27 protein-coding genes and 1 tRNA gene are annotated in these 22,213 nt (G+C 45.9%); 1 reads left to right on the top strand and 27 read right to left on the bottom strand.

Annotated features, from left to right (window positions below):
* From ACO53F_RS05625 to ACO53F_RS05605, 5 genes are all read right to left on the bottom strand, one after another.
* On the bottom strand, window positions 1-742 hold a 742-nt coding region (locus tag ACO53F_RS05625; RefSeq protein WP_485137646.1), incomplete at its 3' end, for a YSIRK-type signal peptide-containing protein.
* A gap of 563 nt (window positions 743-1,305) precedes the next feature.
* Complete coding sequence (locus tag ACO53F_RS05620; protein ID WP_485137645.1) at window positions 1,306-2,550, bottom strand: hypothetical protein; 1,245 nt, start codon at window positions 2,548-2,550, stop codon at window positions 1,306-1,308.
* Between the two features lie 185 nt (window positions 2,551-2,735).
* The gene (locus ACO53F_RS05615; protein ID WP_485137644.1) at window positions 2,736-4,037 is read right to left on the bottom strand and encodes a pyrimidine-nucleoside phosphorylase; all 1,302 of its coding nucleotides are present in this window, start codon (window positions 4,035-4,037) and stop codon (window positions 2,736-2,738) included.
* The gene (rpiA, locus tag ACO53F_RS05610) at window positions 4,038-4,751 is read right to left on the bottom strand and encodes a ribose-5-phosphate isomerase RpiA (protein ID WP_306486122.1); all 714 of its coding nucleotides are present in this window, start codon (window positions 4,749-4,751) and stop codon (window positions 4,038-4,040) included. It lies immediately after the preceding gene.
* Entirely contained in the window at window positions 4,752-5,297 is a 546-nt protein-coding gene (locus ACO53F_RS05605; RefSeq protein WP_298077705.1) for a flavodoxin domain-containing protein, read from the bottom strand. It lies immediately after the preceding gene.
* Window positions 5,298-5,460: 163 nt separating this feature from the next.
* On the opposite strand from ACO53F_RS05605, the gene ACO53F_RS05600 reads away from it, so the two are divergent.
* Complete coding sequence (locus tag ACO53F_RS05600; protein ID WP_485137643.1) at window positions 5,461-6,138, top strand: CpXC domain-containing protein; 678 nt, start codon at window positions 5,461-5,463, stop codon at window positions 6,136-6,138.
* Between the two features lie 55 nt (window positions 6,139-6,193).
* Here the strand turns inward: ACO53F_RS05600 and yaaA are convergent, their stop codons facing one another.
* The 22 genes from yaaA to ACO53F_RS05490 form a co-directional block, all read right to left on the bottom strand.
* Entirely contained in the window at window positions 6,194-6,922 is a 729-nt protein-coding gene (gene yaaA / locus ACO53F_RS05595) for a peroxide stress protein YaaA (protein WP_485137642.1), read from the bottom strand.
* Between the two features lie 107 nt (window positions 6,923-7,029).
* Window positions 7,030-7,896: a TPM domain-containing protein gene (locus ACO53F_RS05590; protein ID WP_485137641.1), complete on the bottom strand. Its 867-nt coding sequence runs from the start codon at window positions 7,894-7,896 to the stop codon at window positions 7,030-7,032.
* A gap of 32 nt (window positions 7,897-7,928) precedes the next feature.
* Entirely contained in the window at window positions 7,929-8,495 is a 567-nt protein-coding gene (locus ACO53F_RS05585; RefSeq protein ID WP_485137640.1) for a LemA family protein, read from the bottom strand.
* A gap of 198 nt (window positions 8,496-8,693) precedes the next feature.
* Window positions 8,694-9,281, bottom strand: a complete 588-nt coding sequence (locus ACO53F_RS05580; protein ID WP_485137639.1) for a heavy metal-binding domain-containing protein — start codon at window positions 9,279-9,281, stop codon at window positions 8,694-8,696.
* A 195-nt stretch (window positions 9,282-9,476) separates the two neighbouring features.
* On the bottom strand, window positions 9,477-10,013 hold the full coding sequence (locus ACO53F_RS05575; protein ID WP_485137638.1) for a GNAT family N-acetyltransferase: 537 nt from the start codon (window positions 10,011-10,013) through the stop codon (window positions 9,477-9,479).
* Window positions 10,014-10,235: 222 nt separating this feature from the next.
* Complete coding sequence (locus ACO53F_RS05570) at window positions 10,236-10,625, bottom strand: GtrA family protein (protein ID WP_485137637.1); 390 nt, start codon at window positions 10,623-10,625, stop codon at window positions 10,236-10,238.
* Window positions 10,625-11,698, bottom strand: a complete 1,074-nt coding sequence (locus ACO53F_RS05565; RefSeq protein WP_485137636.1) for an ABC transporter substrate-binding protein — start codon at window positions 11,696-11,698, stop codon at window positions 10,625-10,627. The genes ACO53F_RS05570 and ACO53F_RS05565 overlap by 1 nt, the downstream gene beginning before the upstream one ends.
* Window positions 11,691-12,518 carry an ABC transporter permease gene (locus ACO53F_RS05560; protein WP_485137635.1) on the bottom strand — a complete coding sequence of 276 codons (828 nt, stop codon included), beginning with the start codon at window positions 12,516-12,518 and terminating at the stop codon, window positions 11,691-11,693. Before ACO53F_RS05560 ends, ACO53F_RS05565 begins: the two co-directional genes overlap by 8 nt.
* Window positions 12,511-13,329 (bottom strand): ABC transporter permease, encoded by an 819-nt coding sequence (locus ACO53F_RS05555; RefSeq protein WP_023391131.1) that lies wholly within the window; start codon window positions 13,327-13,329, stop codon window positions 12,511-12,513. The genes ACO53F_RS05560 and ACO53F_RS05555 overlap by 8 nt, the downstream gene beginning before the upstream one ends.
* A 10-nt stretch (window positions 13,330-13,339) precedes the next feature.
* A complete protein-coding gene (locus tag ACO53F_RS05550) occupies window positions 13,340-14,431 on the bottom strand; it encodes an ABC transporter ATP-binding protein (protein ID WP_023391132.1) in 1,092 nt (363 codons plus the stop codon).
* 195 nt (window positions 14,432-14,626) lie between these two features.
* Window positions 14,627-14,699 (bottom strand) — tRNA-Lys (locus ACO53F_RS05545).
* A 163-nt stretch (window positions 14,700-14,862) separates the two neighbouring features.
* On the bottom strand, window positions 14,863-15,459 hold the full coding sequence (clpP, locus tag ACO53F_RS05540) for an ATP-dependent Clp endopeptidase proteolytic subunit ClpP (RefSeq protein WP_023391133.1): 597 nt from the start codon (window positions 15,457-15,459) through the stop codon (window positions 14,863-14,865).
* Window positions 15,460-15,626: 167 nt separating this feature from the next.
* A complete protein-coding gene (rpmF, locus tag ACO53F_RS05535) occupies window positions 15,627-15,806 on the bottom strand; it encodes a 50S ribosomal protein L32 (RefSeq protein WP_083316332.1) in 180 nt (59 codons plus the stop codon).
* A 38-nt stretch (window positions 15,807-15,844) separates the two neighbouring features.
* Window positions 15,845-16,396: a YceD family protein gene (locus tag ACO53F_RS05530; RefSeq protein WP_070756555.1), complete on the bottom strand. Its 552-nt coding sequence runs from the start codon at window positions 16,394-16,396 to the stop codon at window positions 15,845-15,847.
* A 99-nt stretch (window positions 16,397-16,495) separates the two neighbouring features.
* Window positions 16,496-17,659, bottom strand: coding sequence for a nucleotidyltransferase family protein (locus tag ACO53F_RS05525; protein ID WP_485137634.1), 1,164 nt, complete (start codon window positions 17,657-17,659; stop codon window positions 16,496-16,498).
* A gap of 24 nt (window positions 17,660-17,683) precedes the next feature.
* Window positions 17,684-18,424 (bottom strand): class I SAM-dependent DNA methyltransferase, encoded by a 741-nt coding sequence (locus ACO53F_RS05520; RefSeq protein WP_485137633.1) that lies wholly within the window; start codon window positions 18,422-18,424, stop codon window positions 17,684-17,686.
* Entirely contained in the window at window positions 18,421-18,786 is a 366-nt protein-coding gene (gene rsfS / locus ACO53F_RS05515) for a ribosome silencing factor (protein WP_485137632.1), read from the bottom strand. The genes ACO53F_RS05520 and rsfS overlap by 4 nt, the downstream gene beginning before the upstream one ends.
* Window positions 18,787-18,795: 9 nt before the next feature.
* On the bottom strand, window positions 18,796-19,374 hold the full coding sequence (gene yqeK, locus ACO53F_RS05510; RefSeq protein WP_485137631.1) for a bis(5'-nucleosyl)-tetraphosphatase (symmetrical) YqeK: 579 nt from the start codon (window positions 19,372-19,374) through the stop codon (window positions 18,796-18,798).
* Between the two features lie 12 nt (window positions 19,375-19,386).
* Window positions 19,387-20,043, bottom strand: a complete 657-nt coding sequence (gene nadD, locus ACO53F_RS05505) for a nicotinate-nucleotide adenylyltransferase (protein ID WP_485137630.1) — start codon at window positions 20,041-20,043, stop codon at window positions 19,387-19,389.
* A gap of 53 nt (window positions 20,044-20,096) precedes the next feature.
* Window positions 20,097-20,414, bottom strand: a complete 318-nt coding sequence (gene yhbY, locus ACO53F_RS05500; RefSeq protein WP_485137629.1) for a ribosome assembly RNA-binding protein YhbY — start codon at window positions 20,412-20,414, stop codon at window positions 20,097-20,099.
* Window positions 20,415-20,436: 22 nt separating this feature from the next.
* Window positions 20,437-21,549, bottom strand: a complete 1,113-nt coding sequence (gene yqeH / locus ACO53F_RS05495) for a ribosome biogenesis GTPase YqeH (protein WP_485137628.1) — start codon at window positions 21,547-21,549, stop codon at window positions 20,437-20,439.
* Complete coding sequence (locus ACO53F_RS05490) at window positions 21,542-22,066, bottom strand: YqeG family HAD IIIA-type phosphatase (RefSeq protein ID WP_485137627.1); 525 nt, start codon at window positions 22,064-22,066, stop codon at window positions 21,542-21,544. The genes yqeH and ACO53F_RS05490 overlap by 8 nt, the downstream gene beginning before the upstream one ends.
* Between the last annotated feature and the right edge of the window lie 147 nt (window positions 22,067-22,213).

Raw genomic sequence — 22,213 nt, 5'->3', positions numbered from 1 at the left:
AGGAAGTAACAGTCAGCTTAATCCGATAACCTGGCGAAATTTCTTTTTCGTAGACGGTGCCGACTTGGAAAGCGCCATTAGCATCAAGATTAGTCAATGATTTTGAATCACTGAAGTCTAACCAGTTAATTTGTTTCATTAAATCTGCTGGACGCTTCTTCTCTGAATCCGCTAAAGTAGGTTTCGCAATTGTGTTATTAGGATCACCATCCCGTAAACCGGTAGGTGTAGCATCTCGTCGTACACGACGAGAACGGCTAGGTTGAGTTACCTCAGTATTTGCCGTTGGTTGTTCTGAACTGGTCGCAGGGCTCGTTGCCGCCGGTTGAGCAGGTGCTGCCGGTGTAGCTGGTTTTTCAGAACTAGCTTGGTCTGCTTGTCCCTCGCTAGTCGCAGGCTCTTCCTTCTGACTTGACGACTCAGCAGCTGATGATTCAGATGTTGCCGGTGCGCTTGCTTGGTCTGATGAAGCTGAGCTAGCAGGTGTTGCGTCTGCCGCTTGATCCGGACTGGCCGCTTGGACTGCCGGTTGATGACTTGTCTCTGACGCTACTTCGTGATCTAAACTGGTTGTAGTCACATTATCTTGACTTTCAGCTTGAACCGCTGCGCCATTAGCGAAATAAATACCGCAGGCTACGGCAACTGAGGCCGCCCCGAAGCTAAACTTTTTAATCGCATAGCGCGTGACTTTCTCGCCTTGTTTTTGCTGATTCATCTGCCGATTATTCTTACTAAACATAGACTGACTCCTCCATTAAAAAAATATATGATGAAAGAAGCAAACTAACAAGGAGGTTTTTCTCAGAGAGAATCTTCACACCAAGGTAATTGGAGCCAAGGTAATGCCCTTGCTAACTTGCTTCGTTCACTTCGTCCACTATTATAGTATATGCCGAATAGAATTGCACGATGTTTTTTTGAAAATTTGACGCTAATCATCTAATAATCGTTTTATTGACGACTATAATTTTTGATGACGTCTTGTCAACCCCCTTAAAGCTCGTTACTATTACACTTTTCCAAGAGTCACTTATTCAAAAACCGAGACATAATGTCTACTTATTAAAGCTTATATTTTAGCTATTTTATAGGCGATGATTAGATAAAATACTCACTTGTCTAGTCGTTTTATTACTTTGTATCCCCTTATTAATCATCTTTCACAAAAACTAAAAAATTTTTCTTGCCTTCAAGCCTTCCGTTCTACTCTATCGTTCATAAAGAAAGCATCTAGCTCATAGCCTTAGCCCAAAACAAAAGCCAGATTGCTAGTTAGCAACCTGGCAGTTAGTAAGCCAATAACTATTCTTTTGGCGTCTGACTTAATATCTTATTTAATAAGGATTGATATTCCTGATCCGAAAGGCGCTTAAGCTCAGTAATATCTGGTAAGTGTTCCTGACTAGGGCTCAACTCATAATCTACCACATAGTCATAAGAGCGTGTATAGGCAGGATTATTATTGAAAAGGTTAAGGTTGGTATCTTCTACCACCCCCAAGAGAGTCATACGATAGCGTTGTTCCTTAGGATTGACTCGTAAGCTAAAACGCTTGAGCTTTTGGAGCACAGGGCTTGTCTTCAATTGCATTGCCTTAAGAAAATCCACCTTACCTGTCGCGATATCCGCAATGCGGTTAAGGCCAAATTCTCCTTTGCGAATCTTAGCTGATACTTCCCCTTGAAGGTCCAAACCGACCCCCTTACCTATCAAATCTAGATGGGGATTGAGTTTAAGACTAGGACCTTTGTCACTTGCTTCCCATTCCATCTTAAGACGATAATCGAGATGTAAGTTACGTGTCTGGTCAAAGAGAAACTCCGGAATTTCAGTCAACTCCGCACTGGTCATCACGGTCCCTTTGAACTCATGAATCTTAGCTTCCGGCAACTGGCTCAACTTCTTGCGGTTAGGCTCTAAGAAAAGCAGCTGGAAAGCTTCTTGATCTATGCCAACTTGCTTGAGCTGTTCCTTGCTAAGTTCGATATAATAGTCATCATAGGCTTCTAAGGCTTTGAGCTGCTCCGTTGTCAAAGACAATTCAGGGAAGAAAGTCATGCTTGCTAATAATTGACTATGCTTAATATAGACATGAGAGAGATTATCATAAGTCATCAAATCGAGTTGATACTTAAGACCTTCGCCTTTATCGCCATAATAGGTTAATTGTATCTTAGCAATGCCACGACTACGGTCCCCCACCGCTTGTACTTGGGCCGTATAAGCCCGATCCTTGACGTAGGTAAAGCCATAACGTACCTGGTAGGTTTTTAACTCATGCATAGCATCCAAGGCTGCTTGTAATTGTTCTGGTTTGGATAGTTGTGGTTCAGCCGAACTCTCAGCAGAAGTGGAGACCATTTCGGATTCAGCCACAGAACTAGCACTCTCAGACGAGGTGGCTAGGCTTTCTACTTGGCTTGTTGAGTCTACTTGCTCAGAATCTGATTGGGCCCCTACCGCCTCTGCGCTTCCTAGTACAAGCGCTAAGCCTAAGGCCAATACTCCATATGAAAAAGGTTTAATCGCTCTTGGTTTGATTGACATTTTGCCACCTCATTCCGTTTCCGAAAATCATACAAATTCATCAGTCAGTTTAACACTCTGACCGCCAAAAGTAAACTAAAATCACCCTAGTTAAGACTTTCTTAGAAAAGCCAAGTATAATTCAACAGCCCTCCACTAGTTGGATGGTTTCCCAACTAATGAGGGCTGTTTTATAGCCTATGGGTTTATTCCACAATAACTTTGCGAATTAATTCTGGCACCTGAGCGGAGTCAGCAATCGAAACAGCAGCAGACAAGCGAGACAAGACCTCGCTCACATCTTCTCGGTTACTGTGTAAAATCGCAAGTGGCTGGCCCGCCTGGATAGAATCTCCAACCTTAACACAGAGTTCAATCCCAACTGCTGGGTCGATAATATCTTCCTTGGTCTCACGTCCAGCGCCTAACATCATAGCAGCTACCCCAACTTCATCAGCCACCCATTGGCTGACCACACCCGAACTTTGGGCTAGGAATGGAATGTGGTAGCGAGCTTGAGGTAACAAGTCTAGATTATCCACAATTCTCGTATCCCCGCCTTGGTTAGCAAGGAAGGTCTTGAAGACTTCTAAGGCACGACCTGAGTCGATTTGTTCTTGCAAGAGGGCTTTACCTTCTTCTAGGCTAGTTACTCGATTTGCTGCTAGCAACATTTGACCGCCTAAAACCAAGCAAAGCTCTGTTAAATCTTCTGGTCCTTTGCCTTGAAGGGTCTGAATGGCTTCCTTAACTTCTAAGGCATTCCCAATCATGTAGCCTAAAGGCTGACTCATATCGGAGATGACAGCTAGGGTCTTACGCCCTACTTGGTGTCCAATCTTCACCATGGTATGAGCCAGAGCTTCCGCATCTGCCAAGGTCTTCATGAAGGCCCCTTCGCCTGTCTTAACGTCTAAGACAATGGCATCTGCTCCGGCCGCAATTTTCTTACTCATAATCGAGCTAGCAATCAAGGGAATGGATTGGACGGTCCCCGTCACATCCCGCAAGGCATAGAGTTTTTTATCGGCAGGGGTTAGGTTACCACTTTGACCAACTACCGCAATCTTGTAGCGATTGACATGATCAATAAAATCTTGGGGGGATAGGGTTACAGAGAAGCCAGGAATGGCCTCCAATTTATCAGTCGTCCCACCAGTGTGGCCCAAGCCACGACCACTCATTTTAGCAACTGGTACCCCACAGGCAGCTACTAGAGGTGCTAGCACCAGGGTAGTCGTATCCCCCACACCACCAGTCGAGTGTTTATCGACTTTGACACCATGAATAGCGGATAAATCAATCTCATCCCCTGACTTGACCATGGCCATAGTCATGTAACTAGCTTCTTCTTCCGTCATGCCTTGGAAATAAATAGCCATGGCTAGCGCACTCATCTGATAATCAGGTATCGTGCCATCTGTATAACCGGCAATCAGGAAATTGATTTCTTCCTGACTCAAGGCCAGACCAGCTTGTTTTTTCTCGATTAGGTCTACTACCCGCATTTAGTTCACCTCAATTGTCATTGGCTCGGCTTGATCTTTCTGATAGAGGAGAATGGTGCCGTCCGCACGCCCCACCAAGAAAGTATCACAAACATCTAGGAAGAGTCCGTGTTCGACTACCCCCACCGTATTTTTCAATTCATGAGCAAGCTGGTGAGGGTAAGGAATCTGGCCTAGTTTCAAGTCAATAATGTAGTTGCCAGAATCTGTCATATAGAGCGAATCAGACCCAACTTTACGGAAGCTTGGTTCTAGGCCTGCCGCCATCAATTGACGGAAAAGATTCCAGGACCCAAACTGCACCACCTCAACAGGCAAGGGGAAAGCTCCTAAAGTATCGACAACCTTGTCTTCGCCTACAACCCAGATAGAACGCTTGGCATTCTTAGCCACAATCTTTTCATGCAAAAGGGCACCACCGCCCCCTTTGATGCCATAGAAATCACGGGTCACTTCATCCGCCCCGTCAACGACCAAATCAATATGGTTGACCCGATCTAAATCCATGATGGTAATGCCTAACTTAAGGGCTTGCTCCGCAGTCCGACGAGAAGTAGCCACACCCACAATCTGTTTGAGACGGCCATCCGCAATACGAGCACCTAATTCTTCAACAAACCAATAAGCCGTTGATCCGGTCCCTAAACCGACCACCATGCCATCTTTGACATAGTTAGCGGCGTAACGGCCGACTAGTTCCTTGGTATCTACCATTTATTTTGCTCCTTTCTGAATAGCACGAACCCGAGCCACCAAAGGCTCCAGAGAGGATTCTTCGGTTGCATCATAAGTGGTCCCGTAAGTCTCCAGCATGGAGCGTTCTACGTCACCCAAACTGACTGTATCTAGGGAATGTTCCTTGGTATCTTCTAGTTGCTTAGCTAAGCGTTGCATAAAGTCGAGGCGTTTATAGACAATTGTCCCGCGAAAATGGAATTCAGTGATGCGCTCCAAGACTTCTGGCTTGAAGGCCGCCGCCATGAGAGGATCAAAGTTGGTTAAGTCTGGATTGGAGAGACCAACTGTGTAGAGAATCCAAGACTTGTCAGGCCAAGCCTCTATCCATTCTTGATAAACAGGAGCACCTTCTAAACGCCCTTCCAAAATACAGGTTCCCAGAATCATAATCTGACTCTCTGCCAGGAGTGTATCGGTGACCTCATTATGAGCACAGACACGGCAATTAAGTACTTTGGCGATTTGCTCAGCATAACGTTTGGTCGAGCCATAACGTGACATATAGACCACTAAACAGTTCATTACTTCCATCCCTTTCTGCATACATTACGGGTTGCTCGCGACTGACTTACGGGCACCCTTACATTCCTATTGTACCACATTTTTTCTATTCTAAGTAGCTTGAGATAGATTTCGCATTTTTTTTTGATATAATAAAAGAAAGATTGATGAAGGAGGCTTCTCCATGCCTGAACTCCACCTGACTTGCCCCGTCTGTCAGACCCAAGTAGATAAAGACTACCCTACTCACCTTAATAGCAAGACCCAAGCGCCTTTAGTGCGCGAGTTATTCGAAGGCCAACTCTTCCGTTTTGAGTGCCCTACTTGTGGTGCCGAGCGTCAACTCACTTATCAATTTCTCTATCATAATCCTCAAGTTGCCTATATGATTTTTCTCCTACCTCATTATCTGGAAGATAAGGACCACCTAGAAGAAGACTTGGAGCAAATCTTAGCAGGTCTCAACTTCTCCCTAGACCACTACCAACTGCGCTTGGTGACAAGCGTTCCTGAATTACTAGAGAAGATTCAGATTCTGGAATCCGGTCATGATGACCGCATCATTGAAGCAGTCAAAATCCTGACGGATGGGCTCTTTGCAACTGAGAAGCCTGATACACCGGTTAAGGCGCGCTACTACTATCCGAGCAAAGGTGCTGAGCGCATCCTCTATGTAACGGACCAAGATCAAATCCTGGTCGACTTACACCAGAAGCTCATTGACTTCGTCAAAGGCAAATACCGCAAAATCTTGGAAGAGGACTTACGCGGCGACTTCCACTATATTGGCTACCGCTGGGCGCTAGATTTGTTAGAAGGCAAGAAACCTGAAAGCCAGCCAGCTAGTGACAATGAAAAATAGCATATGCTAACTAAATAAGCCAGTCCCTAAGGGGCTGGCTTATTCCTTTATTTCTCTATTTCTTAACGTAGACCCAGTCTAGTTCACTAGATAAATCTGCCCGGTAGCTGTAGCCATCAAACTTAGCAGCTTGGAGTGCTTCTAGAGTCTGGACTTGATGTTCTATACAATAAGCTAGTAGCTGCCCGCGCCCTTTCTTAGAAATAGTCGAATGGCGCTTGAATCGGCCTCCCGCTTCTTCTAGAAACTGAATTCGTAAGAAGCGTCGCCGTATAGTCGGGCTAAAGACTTGTTCAAATTCTGATGACAGAAGCGACACGAGGACTTCATCACGATTGACACTTATAGATTCATCATACTGCGCCTTCCAATAGGCTTTTAGGGACTTGCCATTAACCTTGAGAGATTTCATGAAATCTAATCTATGCGGCGCAATCGGGGCATTAGCCACAATTAAGCCATAGAGCGCGGTGGCAATCAAGACATGCTGACTAGCGAAGGCTCGAGCCTTATCTGACTTAAGCATCGGCTTGAATTGACGATACATTAGGCCATCGTATAAATCCATGGCAGGATATGACGCTGCTTTTCCTGCCGCCAAAGCCTGCCAACGTTCCGCCTCGGTTACAGCTTGAACGTCAGAAATATCATAAAACTTAGCCAATTCTTCAGTTGATAAATCAACTAATTGAGCCACTACAGCCTGGCTAGCTTGAGCTAACTCAACTAACTTACCATCAGGCAAGTCTGACAGCTGCTTGGCACTTGGTATAAGAAATTTCATGCTTATCCTCCTTATCTCTTCTTTCCTACTATATCACAGAAGATAGGTTCAATCTAGCCAAACGAAAAAGGCCAGGACTCAGTCCTAGCCTTAGCTATTTAATTACTTTACCAGCCACTGGAAGCACCGCCGCCGCCGAAGCCACCACCGCCCCAACCGCCGGAACTGCCACTTGAACTACCACTTGAACCGGAGTCAGAGCCGGAACTACCAGAGCTCCACCAACCGCCTAGGATACCGCCACTACCACCGCTACCCCAGAATCCGTCGAAGAAATCATCATCGTCATCAGACCAGCGGAAGGCGTCACGGCGTCGCCGTAAGAGACGAATACCAAGTGGTATGCCAAAAGGTAAAATTAGGAAGACTGGCCAAGCACTGGCTACAAAACGCCAAGGGCTCTTAGACCAGCGCAAGGCTGTCTCATGCTCGGCACGTGCCGAGTTAGTCACCCCAAGTTGGGTCAGTTGGCTATCCGACAAGCCTAGATACTGGATAATCCCCTGTATCTGCAGACGCACTGCTCGGTCATAATCTTTAGCTTTGAGTTCACTCTTGGCAGAATCCAAGATCCGTTTGGCTGCCACATCGGGTAAGGCTTCAGCTGCCTTATTTGAGGTCTCAATCCGCATCTTGCGGTCATTAGGCGCGACCACCAACAATATTCCATTGTTAGTACCAGAGAAACCCACTTGCCATTTTTTAGCCACCTTGTTAGCTAGCTCTTCAATACTGAAACCTTTGAGATCAGCTGGCAGATAAACCCCAATTTGATATTGCTCCGAGGTCTGAGCCAGTTGCCGGTTGACCTGATCAATATAGGCTAAAGTATCCTGAGACAAAACCTTAGCCTCGTCCACAACCGACCGCTCTGGTTTATCAGGTAAGTTGTTAGTCTTAGCGCCACAACCCACCATAAACAAGAAGACAAAGCCTAGTAAGAGTAGGAATCCTCGCCATTTTTTAGTTTTCATGGTCATGCCTCCTCATAGGACTTACTGTCGCCTTAGCGGCTAGAAGAATTCAAATCTACTGTTGGTGCTACTTGCGCATCACTACTTGCTTGATACAAGTTCACCGGTTGGAAACCGAAGATTCCCGCTACCAAGTTAATTGGGAAGGAGCGAACCTTTGTATTGTACTTGGTCGCCACTTCGTTGAAAACCCCACGGGAGGTCTTGATACGGTTCTCAGTGCCTTCCAATTCAGTAATGAGATTTTCCACCTGTTGATTAGCCTTCAAATCTGGATAATTCTCTGATAAAACCAATAAACGGGACACAGCTGATGATAAGTCAGACTGGCCTTGCTCGGCTTCTGACGCGTTACCAGAACCAATCTTAGCACGGGCTTCCGCTATTTTCTCGAAGATTTCTGATTCATGACTCATATAACCCTTCACACTGTTGACTACATTAGGAATTAAGTCATAGCGACGTTGCAAATCAACTTGCACGTCCGCCTGGGCTTGAGTAACTGCATTTTGCGATGATACTAGGCCATTATAGGTACCACCTAAGGCAATGGCGATGACTGCCAGAACAGCAATCACAAATAACCACGTTTTTTTCATATTATGATCCTCCTGTCCTCTGAATCAAGTTCTCATTTCAAGGACAAGATGATTATACCATATGACGGGGCTCAGCGAATAGGACTTAGGTCCTATTCTTTGAGGTTTACCTAAATTTACTATCTTAATGCAAAAATACCCACTAAACCGTAAGGCTCAGTGGGTTGATTTAGCGTCTGAAATGATGGTCTTAGCTGATTAGACTTCATCCGCGTAGACTGCCGTCCCTAAGGCAGTAACACAGAATACATATGGAAGATAGGTGGTACCTCCTTGGGTGTTGACTGTTTCAGGTTCTAAGGTCACATAATCAAATTTAAGGTTGATAATGGCATTGCAACCTAGATCATAGGCTTGTTCCTTGAGATGGGCCAAAGTCAGGATACGCCCTTCTTCCATAACATCTACCAAACTTTGGGCCGGGTCACCTAAGGCATTGTCTCCACGCCCTCCATCCACGCCACGTGCGATAGAATGTGCTAAATCACTGGCTACAGGACCGCCATAATGGGTGATACTATAGCCATCAAATCCCTGTCCCGTAGTCACAACAATATTGGCAATTCCTTGCTCCCGTTCTTTTTGCTGGGCAAGTTGATCAGCAAATTCCTCATCTTGGTCTGCCAAATAGTTCTGAAATTGGTCCAATAAATAATCGAGGTCCACATCATCTTCTAGATAGGAGCCGGTAAGAGAAAACTTCACTGCGATTCCTTGGTCTTGAAGGAAGGCCTCAAAAGCCTCTTTATCCAAATTATAGTCACGTACAATATCTTTAATTTTCATACGGCATCTACCTTTCTGCTTCTTTTTTTGGGGGCGTCAGTCACTTCTAAAATATATTTCATATTGGAAAGTGGATAGTTTAATTTTACTACTCATGCTTATGGGGCACAAGAAATAGGAACCTAGCCTCATTAATCCTCAGTAACGGAAAGCAAGAGAACCCACCAAGCCAAGCGCTCAATGAGTTCTCATCTATTATTTTCCCCATTCTTCTCTGAGGACCCCATACTTGACGCTATCATAGTATACCCCTTGCCAGTAGCGGACTTGACGAATACAGGCTTCTTGTTGCCAACCGAGACCTTGGGCGCAGCTCATCATACCAACATTCCCACTCCAAGTTGTTAATCCCAAATGTTCTAATTCAGGAAAGCGAGCGAAAGTATCAGTCGTCCACAGCTCCAAAGCCTTCCGCCCCACACCCCTGTTCCAGCAATTTGCATCATAAATGACAATTCCTACTTCCATCCAACGAGTTCGTCGATCTTCCCAAATTCGGGAGACCATTCCCACTGCTTGGCCTTCTACTTGGATACAACGCACACCTTCACTTAAGAGAAAAGCTGCCACGCTACTAGAGGCAAAATCTTCAAAACTCTCATATGCTTGATACTCTTGAAAGTAAGGTGCATCCCAACGCGCCCACTCAGGTTCCGCATCACGAAATCCCAACTCCCAAACGGCTCGCAATTTGTTTTCATCAAAAGTGACTAATTCAATATTCTGATTCATGTTGATTCTCCTTCTTATCTCAAACTACCTTTTGTGGGTTCTAGGATGATTGACAGACAAAATTGTTACCTTCATTCTACTAGCTGGGAGACAGTTCATCAAGATATAGAAACTAAAACCTATGCTTAATTTAGCTATAGCTCCACTCAAAGTCACAATATTCTTATATCAGTTCGGGTTAACCACAAAAAGGCTGACATCCTGAGATGTCAGCTTGATACTTTATTTTTCTAGCAAGAGTTTGCGAGTCAGGAAGTTGAAGACCATGACAATAGCTGTCACCGCCACCTTGGCTGGCATGACCGGCCAATGCATGGCATCGACTGCCACCCACATGAGTCCAGCGGTTAGAGCCAGCCCAAGTATGCTTAGGACTAGAAAAAGCAAGAACTCTTGATGTTTTTGTTCCGGACTAAACTTGCTTTCGAAAGTGAAACGCATACTTGCCCAGTAATTGAAGATGGTAGCTAGGATAAAAGCGATAATGACTGCTAGCTGATAGTGCCAGCCCAGGATACCATTGAGACCATAGACGATAGCAAAGTCAATTAGTGTCGAGAGTCCACCAACCACCAAGAAACTCAAAATTTGAGTCGATAATCTATTTTTCACTATTTAGCCTCAATCTTGACCTCTAAGAAATGGTCATTGTATTCAACGAGTTTGGATTGACCCAAGCCCTTATAAACTTCTAAGCGAGCAATGAGTTCATCGTCAGGGTAAAAAGCAGTGTCTTGCGTGACCTCTTCAGGCAACTGCTCCATCGCAGTCTTGTTGGGAGTTGCATAGCCAATATACTCGGCATTGCGCGCTGCTACATCAGGGCGCAAGAGGAAGTTAATCAAGGCATAGGCACCTTCTACATTGCGCGCTGTTTTAGGAATGACAATGTTATCAAACCAGATGTTGGAACCTTCCTTAGGTACTGTATAGGCTAGCTTAGGATTGCGTTCCAAGGCAGTCTTGGCTTCACCCGAAAAGGTAATACCGACACCAGCTTCACCTTGAGATAGGTACATCTTAATCTCATCCGACACCATAGCCCGTATGTTTGGCATTAATTGCTTGAGCTTAACTGTCGCCAACTCAAGCGCTAGGTCATCCGTTTCATTGAGGGAGTAGCCCAAGGATTGGAGCCCAATCCCCATTACCTCACGCGCGCCATCATAAATCAGAATGTCATTACGCAATTCTGGTCGCCAGAGATCATTCCATGACTGGAAGTCTTCTTCGCTGTATTTGCTGGTGTCATACACAATCCCAAGGGTGCCCCAGAAGTAAGGAACTGAATACTTGTTGTCCGGATCAAAGTCCAAGTTCAAGAAACGTTGATCCAAGTGCTGTAAGTTGCTAAGCTTACTGTGTTCCAAAGGCAAGACCATGCCGTCCTTCATCATTTCCTGAATCATGTACTCACTAGGAACCGTGATATCATAAGGAGTCCCACCTTGACGGATTTTAGCCATCATGGCCTCGTTAGAATCAAAGGTCTCATAGATGACCTTGTAACCTGTCTCAGCCTCAAATTCCTTGAGTAGTTCTGGGTCGATATAATCGCCCCAGTTATAGAAGTTAATGACCTTGTCACCGGTATAGCCTTCTGCATGTTCCAACTGATAGCGAATACCGAAGAGGACGGCACTAATTGCCAGAATAGCCAGAATCCCTTGAACAATCTTACGCACGACGGCGGCCTCCCTTCTGGGCCTTAGCCATACGGTTGAGTCGGCGTTGTTCCCCTGTTTGGATGAAGTAATAACCGATTACCAAAATCAAACTCATGATAAACATCAAAGTTGAGATGGCGTTGATTTCAAGGCTAATTCCGCGCCGTGCACGCGAGTAGATTTCCACTGATAAGGTTGAGAAACCATTCCCTGCCAAGAAGAAGGTGACTGCAAAGTCATCCAGAGAATAGGTAAAGGCCATGAAGAAACCGGCCATAATCCCTGAGGCAATGCTTGGCAAGACTACTCGGGTCAAGACTTGGAAGTAGTTGGCCCCTAAGTCTTGGGCAGCCGTCACCATGGTATCATTCATTTCATAGAGACGCGGCAGTACCATAAGGACCACAATTGGGACGTTAAAGGCAACGTGGGCCAAGAGAACACTAAAGAAACCTAATTGAATGGCCAAGAGACTGAAGAGAATGAGGAAACTTGCCCCAATCATAACGTCAGGCGTTACCATCAAGATATTGTTAAGGTTCAGTACTAACTGGCGCTTAGATTTCTGTCTCAAATAATAAATCATAATGGCCCCTAAGGTCCCAATGGCTGTTGCCAACAAGGCTGATAAGAGGGCTAAAATAAAGGTGTTGAGAATGAAAATCATAAGACGGGTATCGCCAAAGACCTTGGTATAGTGGTCTAAAGTAAAGCCAGTAAAACTATTCATATCCCCTCCTGCATTAAAGGAGTAGAAAATCAAATAGAAAATTGGCAAGTAGAGAACGGCGAACATAAACCAGAGATATAGGTTAGAAAACTTAAAAATCTTATTCATGAGTCATGGCCCCCTTATCCTTACGGTCGCGGGTTAAGTACATGACTAGAACCATAAGCACCATGAGGACGACCCCAATGGTAGAACCCATGCCTCGGTTCTGAGTGACCATGAAGTGTTGTTCAACGGCTGTCCCCAAGGTAATGACCCGGTTCCCACCGATGAGACGGGTCAACATGAAGAGAGACAAGGACGGAATAAAGACCGCCTGAATCCCTGAACGCACGCCAGGCATAGACAGTGGGAAGACAACGCGACGAAGGGTCGCCCATTTTGAGGCCCCTAAGTCTGAAGAAGCTTCCATCAAGGAATGTGGAATCTCCGTAATAGAGTTATAAATTGGCATAATCATAAATGGCAATTCGATATAACCAGCTACCAAGAGAAAGGCCGCATCGGTAAAGAGCAACTGCTTGGGCCCAATCCCCATAAAAGTCAGGAATTGGTTGACTGAGCCAGTCTGACTCAGGAGACCGATGAAGGCATAGGCCTTGAGCAAAAGGTTAATCCAAGTAGGCAGTAGCACCAAAAGCATCCAGAGCTGACGGTGCTTGGTTTTGCTAAGCAGATAAGCCATTGGATAGCTAAGAGCTAGCGTAATGATAGTCAAGAGCCCAGCATAGATAAAGGAGTTCATGGTCATCTTGATATAGTTAATAGAAGAAAAGTACTCAGCATAGTTGGCCAAGGTAAAGTTCCCATGAATATCAAAGAAAGATGAACCTAAAACTAAGACTAAGGGTAAAATAACGAAGAGACCTAGCCAGAGATAATAAGGAATGGCATAGAGATGGTTATATTTGCGGTTCATAGGCCCCCTCCTAGTCTTCGTACTGTTCTAGGCGGGCATCGAAATCTTCTTCCGACTCATTGAAGCGCATTACGTGGATGGCATCTGGTTCAAAGAAGAGACCTACTTTGGACCCAGCGCTTACCTTCTTAGTTGTATGAATCATCCACTCATTGCCATCTTCGTCATAGGCGATGACTTCGTTGAAGACGCCACGGAAAAGCATGGTGTCGACGGTCGCAATCAACTTGCCCTTTTCAGGCGTGGTTACATCAATATCTTCTGGTCGGATGACAATCTCAACCATTTCACCAGCTGGAATACCAGCATCCTCACAGTCAAAGACCTTACCAACAAATTCTACGCGGTAATCTTCAATCATACGAGCATCCACAATGTTAGATTCACCGATAAAGTCGGCAACATAGTGGTTAATTGGCTCATCGTAAATGTCTACTGGGGTCCCTGATTGGATAATTTCCCCGTTATTCATGACAAAAATCCAGTCTGACATGGCAAGCGCTTCTTCCTGGTCATGAGTGACGAAGACGAAGGTAATGCCTAGTCGACGTTGCAGTTCACGTAATTCGTACTGCATGTCTGTCCGTAACTTCAAGTCCAAGGCTGATAAAGGCTCATCTAACAAGAGCACTTCTGGCTCATTTACCAAGGCACGGGCGATGGCCACACGTTGGCGCTGCCCCCCAGACATTTCTGAGATAGCACGATTCTCATAACCTGAGAGTCGAACCATCTTGAGGGCTTCCGTTACCTTCTCCTTGATGGTTGCCTTATCTACCTTTTTAACAGATAGACCGAAAGCAATATTGTCGTAAACATTCATATGAGGGAAGAGGGCATAGTCTTGAAAGACTGTATTGACCTTCCGTTGATTGGCGGGCACGTCTGTGACTGGCTCGCCATCCAAATAAACCTGACCACTAGTGGCCGAAGAAAAGCCTGCGATAATTCGTAAGATAGTGGTCTTACCGCAGCCAGAGGGACCTAATAAGGTATAGAACTTGCCTTTTTCAAGCTCCATATCAATCGACTTTAAGACTTGCTGGTCATCATAAGACTTAGTAACGCCTTTGAGAACCACGCTGTGTTGCGTTTTATTCATTACATTGCTCCTGTTGCCCCCATAGGGGTTATTTTTTCGACAATTATTGACTCCTTTTGGGTAGTTTTTTTGCCATGAGGGGACCCCTCACTGAGTTTGATTATAGCAGTTATGGTAGGGAATTACAATGTAAAAAACTGAGACTAAACTCAGCTTGAAAAAAGAAAAAACTCGCCTAGCAAAAGGCGAGTGAAATGGGGGTATAGGGACTCGAACCCTAGACCCAATGATTAAGAGTCATTTGCTCTACCAACTGAGCTATACCCCCATAAAGCTTAAGTAGCTTACTTCATTATCTTACACCTGTTTTCATCAAATTTCAAGCCCTAAAGTCAAGAAAAAGCGAAAAATTCTCTCGCTCTTTCCTAGCCTATAAGTAGCTACCAAGATACAAAATAGCGCCTGCCCTAATGGGCAAGCGCTAAATGAAATTATTTTTTGAGATTCTTAGAATTGGTCATGATGGCATCAACCAAGCCATATTTAACCGCCTCTTCAGCTGACATGTAGTTGTCGCGATCTGTATCGCGGGCAATAACCTTAAGGGTTTGACCAGTACGTTCGGCCAAAATCTTGTTAAGCGTATCGCGAGTCTTCAAAATATGCTTTGCGGCAATTTCAATTTCGGTCGCTTGACCTTGGGCTCCACCTAAAGGTTGATGAATCATAACCTCAGCGTTAGGTAAGGCATAGCGTTTGCCCTTTTCCCCTGCGGCTAGAAGGAAAGCCCCCATAGAAGCCGCCATCCCAATTACGATGGTTTGTACATCGGCATTGATAAAGTTCATGGTATCGAAGATAGCCAAACCGGCAGAGACACTCCCACCTGGTGAATTAATATAGAGATAAATATCCTTGTCAGGATCTTGGGCATCCAAGAACAAGAGTTGGGCAATTACACTGTTAGCCACCGCATCATCAATAGGACCGGATAACATGACAATACGGTCTTTTAAGAGTCGTGAATAAATATCGTAGGCGCGTTCGCCACGTGACGATTGTTCAATGACTGTAGGAATTAAGTTCATTCCCTTTCCTCCTTCGGATTCGGCTCTGAGCCGATTACTACTGTCTCAGTATACCCTTTTGGTCAATAAAGGTCAAGCAGGATGCTCCTGCATCAGCTCTGCTAGGCAAACGCCAAGGGCAAAAGAAAAAGCCATCCGATTGGATGACTTCCTCAACATTACTATAATTAAGCTTCCTTGGCTACGACTTGTTTGCCGTCGTAGTAACCACAGTTTGAGCATACACGGTGACTTAAACGTAATTCACCACACTCAGGACAAGGGTTCATTCCTGGAACAACTAATTTGAAATGGGTACGACGTCTGTTTTTACGTGCTTTTGAAGTTCTTCTCTTTGGTACTGCCATGGTTTACACCTCCTGAAAAATTTGTGGAATGAATAAGATTACTCATCCGCATTGGCTTCGTTTAATAGAGCTCTTAGATTAGCAAAGCGTGGGTCCCCTGCTTCCGATGACTGACGTTCTAGACTTGCTAGATAATCCGTCTCCGTCAACACAGCCCAATCCTTGCCACTTGGTAATGCAGCCGTCTCTTCCTCTTCACCAACGACACGCATTGGGAGATTCAACAGTAAGGCATCGATGACTGCTAACTCGAGGTCGATATAATCGTGTTCGAGCACAATTGTCGTCTCCTCGTACTCATCGGCATTCGCATCATATTCCGGCATCACATAGCGTTCGTCAATCGGAACTTGTAAATGAACCGGTACAGGTTCTAAGCTGCGAGTTGATGGCAATGTCATCACTGTACTTGCGGTACAATGCAAGAATATTTCCTGTCCATGAGCAACGAAATAACCTGTTACTTGAACGGGAGTTAAATGGAGAATTGACGGTTCCATCGCTTGCACCTTGGCCGCCACATCCAATTCGACATCGAAGTGGAGTAGCTCTTCCTTGTGGTCGCGAATTTTACGTAAGGTCCATTTCATCTAATATCACCTCTAAAACGACTCTTGTATTATACTTAAATTTTAGGGTCCTGTCAATCGTTTCTGGCCCCTTTTCAGCCTAGCTTTCTAATTTTTTTGTCAAAGAAAGCTGAGAACTTGTTTAGGTTGGACTTGTGACTGAATCTGCCCTCCCGGGCGTAACTGGTAGATGGTGTCCGCAACTAAATTCCAGCCATAATCCTTCTCATAAGCAGGTTTATATTGGCTAAAGACTCTTAAATCCTCTTGCTTACGCCAGGCCCCCAGCCAAGATCGCCCCGCTTGAGAGGCATCTAACAATCTGAAGGCTTGGGGTGTCGTTTCCCGGTTAAAGGCAGTCACTGCCGTCTGAGGAATTTGCAAGAGAATGGCCATGGCCACTCGCTGAATGGCAGCTTGAGTCCAACGTTTGGAAATCATGGCCTGACGCCAGTCCTCCCATTTCTCCTTAATCTCAGCTTGAGACTTAAAGCGATTGGCTAAGCCTTCTTTGACACCGGCTATTTGCTCTAGAGAAGCCAGAGGTTGGGTCAGTAACTGATAGCGCAGGTAAGGCCAGTAGGCTGACCAAGGTGCATCCAGTTCAGGTCTAAGCTGCCCCTGGAGGCCAGGTGCTAAATCTGCCGTCACTTCCTGGCCCCGGCGAAAGGCTTGGCGAATAGCAGACCCACTCAGAATTGGCTGGCCATCCTCAGTTTCCTGCAAGCGAGGCAGGCTCAGCACCTGACAATCAGGGGCTAGCTGAGCGAGTGTCTTAAGATATTGAAGCCCCAGCTGGTGATTGGCCTGCCAAGGCGCTAGATCCGACCAATTAGCCAGAGACTGAATAGCCACTTGATAGGCTGCTGGGTAGGCTAACCCAGTCTTGAGCGCATCTTGAATTTCCTTGTCGATATGAGCCTGATGCTGAGCTTCCCAAGCCAGGAAGTCCTTAAGTTGGGCAATATGGGCACTTTCTGTTCCAAAGACAATCCGCTCCACACCTAACTTGGCTAAGATAGCCATCCCATGTCGACCAAAGTAATCCGCTGACTGCAAACTTGCCAGGGTCGGTAATTCAATCACTAAATCGGCCCCTGCGGCTACCGCAGCTTGAGCCCGATGCCATTTGTCTATGATGGCAAACTCGCCGCGTTGGACCACATTGCCACTCATTAAAACCAGAATCTGGTCTTGGGGAAAGTGTTGCTTGACCCAGTCCAGTTGGTAGGCATGCCCCCGATGTAGGGGATTATACTCCGCCAAAATTCCTATCAGGGCCATGGTCTAGCCTCCTTTCCTGACTCTTTACTTACTAGCGCGGAAGAACCAACGGTCAGCCGTCTGCCCTTCCTGATAATAGGCCTGGCCGAAGTCCACTAGTACTTCTACCTGGCTAAAGCCAGCTTCTCTCAGCGCTGACTGGTACCAAGCTAAAGGATAGGTTCTTTCTTCTAAGTTGACGTCTGTCCTTTGATAATGGCTCCCGACTTGTTCAAAGACTGTCAGATAGTGTTGGACACTTAGTTGATCCAAGTCCGACTCACTATCCCACAATAAGGCATAGCGGTCGTCACTATCAAAGTATGAAAAACCATCAAAATTCTCAATTTGTTGCGGTGTCCAAACGTCAAACAAAAGTTGCCCTCCTGGAGCCAATCGCCCAAATAACTCTTTCAAGGCTTTGGCCACCTGGTCAGGACCGGCCAAGAAACAAAGAGAGTCCGCATAACAGGTGATGAGATCATAATCTTGGTCTAAGGCACTCAGGTCCAAAAGATCTGCTACCAGATAGGCAGAATTCTCACTGTTGCCTGGCTCTTCCTGGGCAACCTTAATCATGGCCGGGTCGTAGTCAAAGCCTAAAATTTGGCCACAGAAAGGCGCCAAAAGCTGAGTGAACCAGCCCGTCCCACAGGCAGCATCTAAAACCTTGCCTGGAGCTTGATCCCGGCTAGTCAAGGTAAAGTCCAACCAGCGTTCATATATTTCTAAATCATTGAAGTGGTCGTAGACATGGGCTATTTGACTGAAGTTACCGGTGGTCATTGGGCACTAACCCAGTCGCTAACATCCACTAAGGGTGCATCTCGCCATAATTTCTCTAAATTGTAGTGGTCGCGTTCAGTGTAATGGAAGACATGGATAATGACTTCCACTAAGTCAATCAGAACCCACTTACCACCGTCTTTACCTTCGACGTTCTTGACTTCTAGGCCTTCCTTGTGGGCCGCCTCTACGATAGAGTCCACAATGGCATCCAATTGTTTATCGTTGCGCGCATGCGTAACTACAAAGTAGTCAGCAATAGGGGTCACATTACGTACATCTAAGGCCACGATGTCTTGAGCCAAACGGTCATCGGCTGCCCGAACGGCTAATTCTAAAATTTCTAAAGCTGTTTTTGTCATAGGTTCCTCCTAAATCCCCTCTTGGCACCAGCGGTTGTAAATTTCTACCGCCCCATCAAAGAGAGGTTTTTCCTTGTCAATTAAATAAGTTAAAGTGCGCTTGATTTTGTACCAGCATGCCGCGTCCAAATCAGTTGCAGCAAGCTCCCGCGCTACGTCCACGCCTGGAAAATCGCGTCCTGGTTCCATATAGTCGGCTAGATATAGAATCTTACCGATTAAATCAAATTGATACCAGCCCACAGTGTGGCCAGCCACCGCTTCTAGGATGCGACGGTCAGTCACACCATAGCGGTCCATGAGGATTTGAGCTGCGGCAGGGCCATGTAGAATGTCGCTGCCTTCTTGACTTAAATCCACTTGTGGCCAAAAAGTCTGAGCCAGAACACGCGCCTGCTCCACATCCAAATCTTTGGCATAGTCATGAGCTAAAGCTGCAATGCTGACCGCTTCGGCATCCGCTCCATAGCGTTCAGCCAATTCAATAGCCGTCTGCTCCACCCTCAGAACGTGCTGATAACGTTTGGGTTTGATACGTTGAGCCAAATCATCCAAGAAGGCCTGACGATTGGTATTCCAATAAGTCATGTCTGCCTCCCCCTATGCTCGACCAAAGGCCGTTTTGTAGAGCCCTTGCGCATCAATGTAAGCAGCCACTGCCTCAGGCACCTGATAGCGAATGCTTTGATCACAGAAGACCCGCAAACGAATATCGGTTGAACTGACAGGCAAGGTTGGGGCTTCCACCCATTCAACCGGCCACTCGGTCTCGGGCATAGGCGTCCCAACTGGCTTTTGCGCTACAAATTGGACTAGCTCAGCCAATTGCTCAATCTGATGCCATTTATGTAATTTCTGAGCTCGGTCTGCTCCCATCAGGTAATAGAACTGAGCGTCTGGGAAGAGGCGACGGAAATAACGCATGGTATCGACTGTAAAAAGTTTGTCTCCATGCAAAAGCTCATAAGGTTGAATCTTGAAGAAGGGATTATCCTGAATGGCCAGTTGCACCATCTTAAGCCGATGAATGACGGGCACATCTGTCCCCTCTTGCTCGTAGTGACGCTTGGCTACCGGCATAAACCAGACTTCGTCTAATTCCAATTCCTTCCCCACCTGCTCAGCTAGTAGCAAATGGCCTAAATGCGGTGGGTTAAAGGCCCCACCCAGTATGCCAATGCGTTTAGGCCCCTGAACCTGTACTTCTTGAGCTAGGCTAGTCAAGGTCTTGCCTAGGGTTTCCGTTTGTGTCATCATGCGATCACCTCTTTGAATGATTGGCTTAAGTCAGCCCAAGTATGGGCATGGTCTTACTTGATTTTCTTAAGATCAGCAGATAATTTCTGATATTTGGCAATATGAGAAGATCGGTAGAGCACGCCTGTGTGGCCGATAACCTGAACCACCTGGGCATCAAGGGCATAGGCAATCTCTGCCGTTACTTCCCGAATTTCTTCTTCGCTATTCTGCAGGACCTTAAACTTAATTAGTTCCCGCTTTGTCAAGGCCTGATCCACCTGATCAAGGAAAGTTTGGCCTAGACCTTCCTTGCCCATCTGAAAAATTGGTTTTTCGTGATGAGCAATCTTTTTAAGATGGTTAACTTGTTTCTTGTTAAGTGATGTCACTTGCTTGTTCCTCTTGTCTTTCTTAAATAATAGCGTCTCGAACGGTCACTGCTACCCCTTTGGGTACCCAAACCGTCACACGGACAGGCCGATTCACGCTGAACCAACCTAGACCTGAGATGGCCACATCTTGGTCCTGACTGAGGGTTAATTCTTTAGCCACTAGGTCAGGAAAATCAGCAGCTTCATCCTCACTAGGTGGGCTTAGTAAGCCACCTTTGTGTTGGGCATAGAAGGCATCCGCCTTGTCCAACTTGGTGCGGTGTAGGTAGCAATCCTTGGAGACATAATAGGTAAAGGAGGTCCGCTCCCCTTTTTCAAAATCAACCCGGCCAACACCCGCTAAGAAAATGGTCTGCCCCGCATTAAGCTGGAAAGTCATAGGCTTGAAAGGCTTGCTTGGCAAAAGCTTGCGCATGGCCTCCCGAGACAGATAATGGGCTAGTTGGGTCCGGTGGATAATCCCTGGTGTATCAATAATAGCGTGGTCAGGCGTCAAGGGGATATGAATCATATCCAAAGTCGTACCTGGATGATTGGAGGTCGTTATAATCTGCCCCTCTCCACCATAATGGGCTAGAAGCTGATTGATCAGCGTAGACTTACCCACATTGGTAACCCCTACGATATAAATATTACGGTCATGGATATTGGCTTCAATCAATTCCAGCAGTTCGGTTAGGGTATGGCCCTTATGGGCGCTCCCAAGGATAATATCTTGTGGAAAGAGGCCATTGTCAGCCAGAATGCCTTTGAGCCAATGCTTGACGCGATTCTGACGGGTCACCTTAGGTAGTAAGTCGAATTTATTCCCGAAAACCACAAAAGGTTGGTTGCCAATAAAACGGGCCAAGCCATGGATAAGACTGCCTTCGACATCGAAGATATCTAAGACATTGATAATCAAGGCATTATCATGGGCAATTTCGCTGAGCTTGTCTAGGAAGACTTGGTCAGGAATTTGCAGGTCTTGTAATTCATTGTAGTGGCGTAACTTAAAGCAACGTTGGCAGTAAAACTGCCCTTTTTCTAAGCCCTTAGCTAAGGCAGACGCTGGTAAATAACCAGCTTGCTCAGGATCCTGACTTTGAATGGTTGCCCCACAGCCAATACATTGGTAGTGTTCCTCAGTCAAGTTGATCCCCCCAGTCCCCTTTGCGTTTAATGCCAACTAACTTAAGCGCAAGTCGTTCAATAGCCCGGTTGGCCCAAGTATAGAAGTTATCGTTGCGAGCGATTGGTTTGACCAAGATGCTAGCCATTTTAGCTCGGTTAGCCCCGATAATATCGGTCATGATTTGGTCGCCAATCATAATAGTATTAGCCTGACTAGTTCCCAAAGCATCCAAAGCCACCTGGAAATTCTTGCGACGTGGCTTGAGTGCGCCTGCCTTGTAGGGAATCCCTAGTGGTTCAGCTACCTTGGCAACTCGCTCCACCTTATTGTTGGATAAGATATAAATCTTAACACCGGCTTGCGTCATACGGCTAATCCAATCTGCCATTTCTTCTGTATAGTTCATATTATTCCAAGCAATGACGGTATTATCTAGGTCAATAATAGCCGCCTCATAGCCCCGCTTGAGCAGGTCTTGGGGCTGGATATCATAGACCGAGTTAATAGTCCAACTTGGCGTTATGTAGCGTTTCATTCACACATTGCTCCTTTAAAGTCTATCACCTCCATTATAGCATAAGAAAGCCCGCTCGTCCTTGATTTCGTCGGCTTTAATCAAACCTTAAGCTTCTACTTAAGCCCACCAGCAAATTAAAAGAGGCTAGGAGCCATGGCCCTAACC

Source organism: Abiotrophia sp., from assembly GCF_057275535.1.
This window is presented reverse-complemented; position numbering and strand designations above follow the sequence as displayed.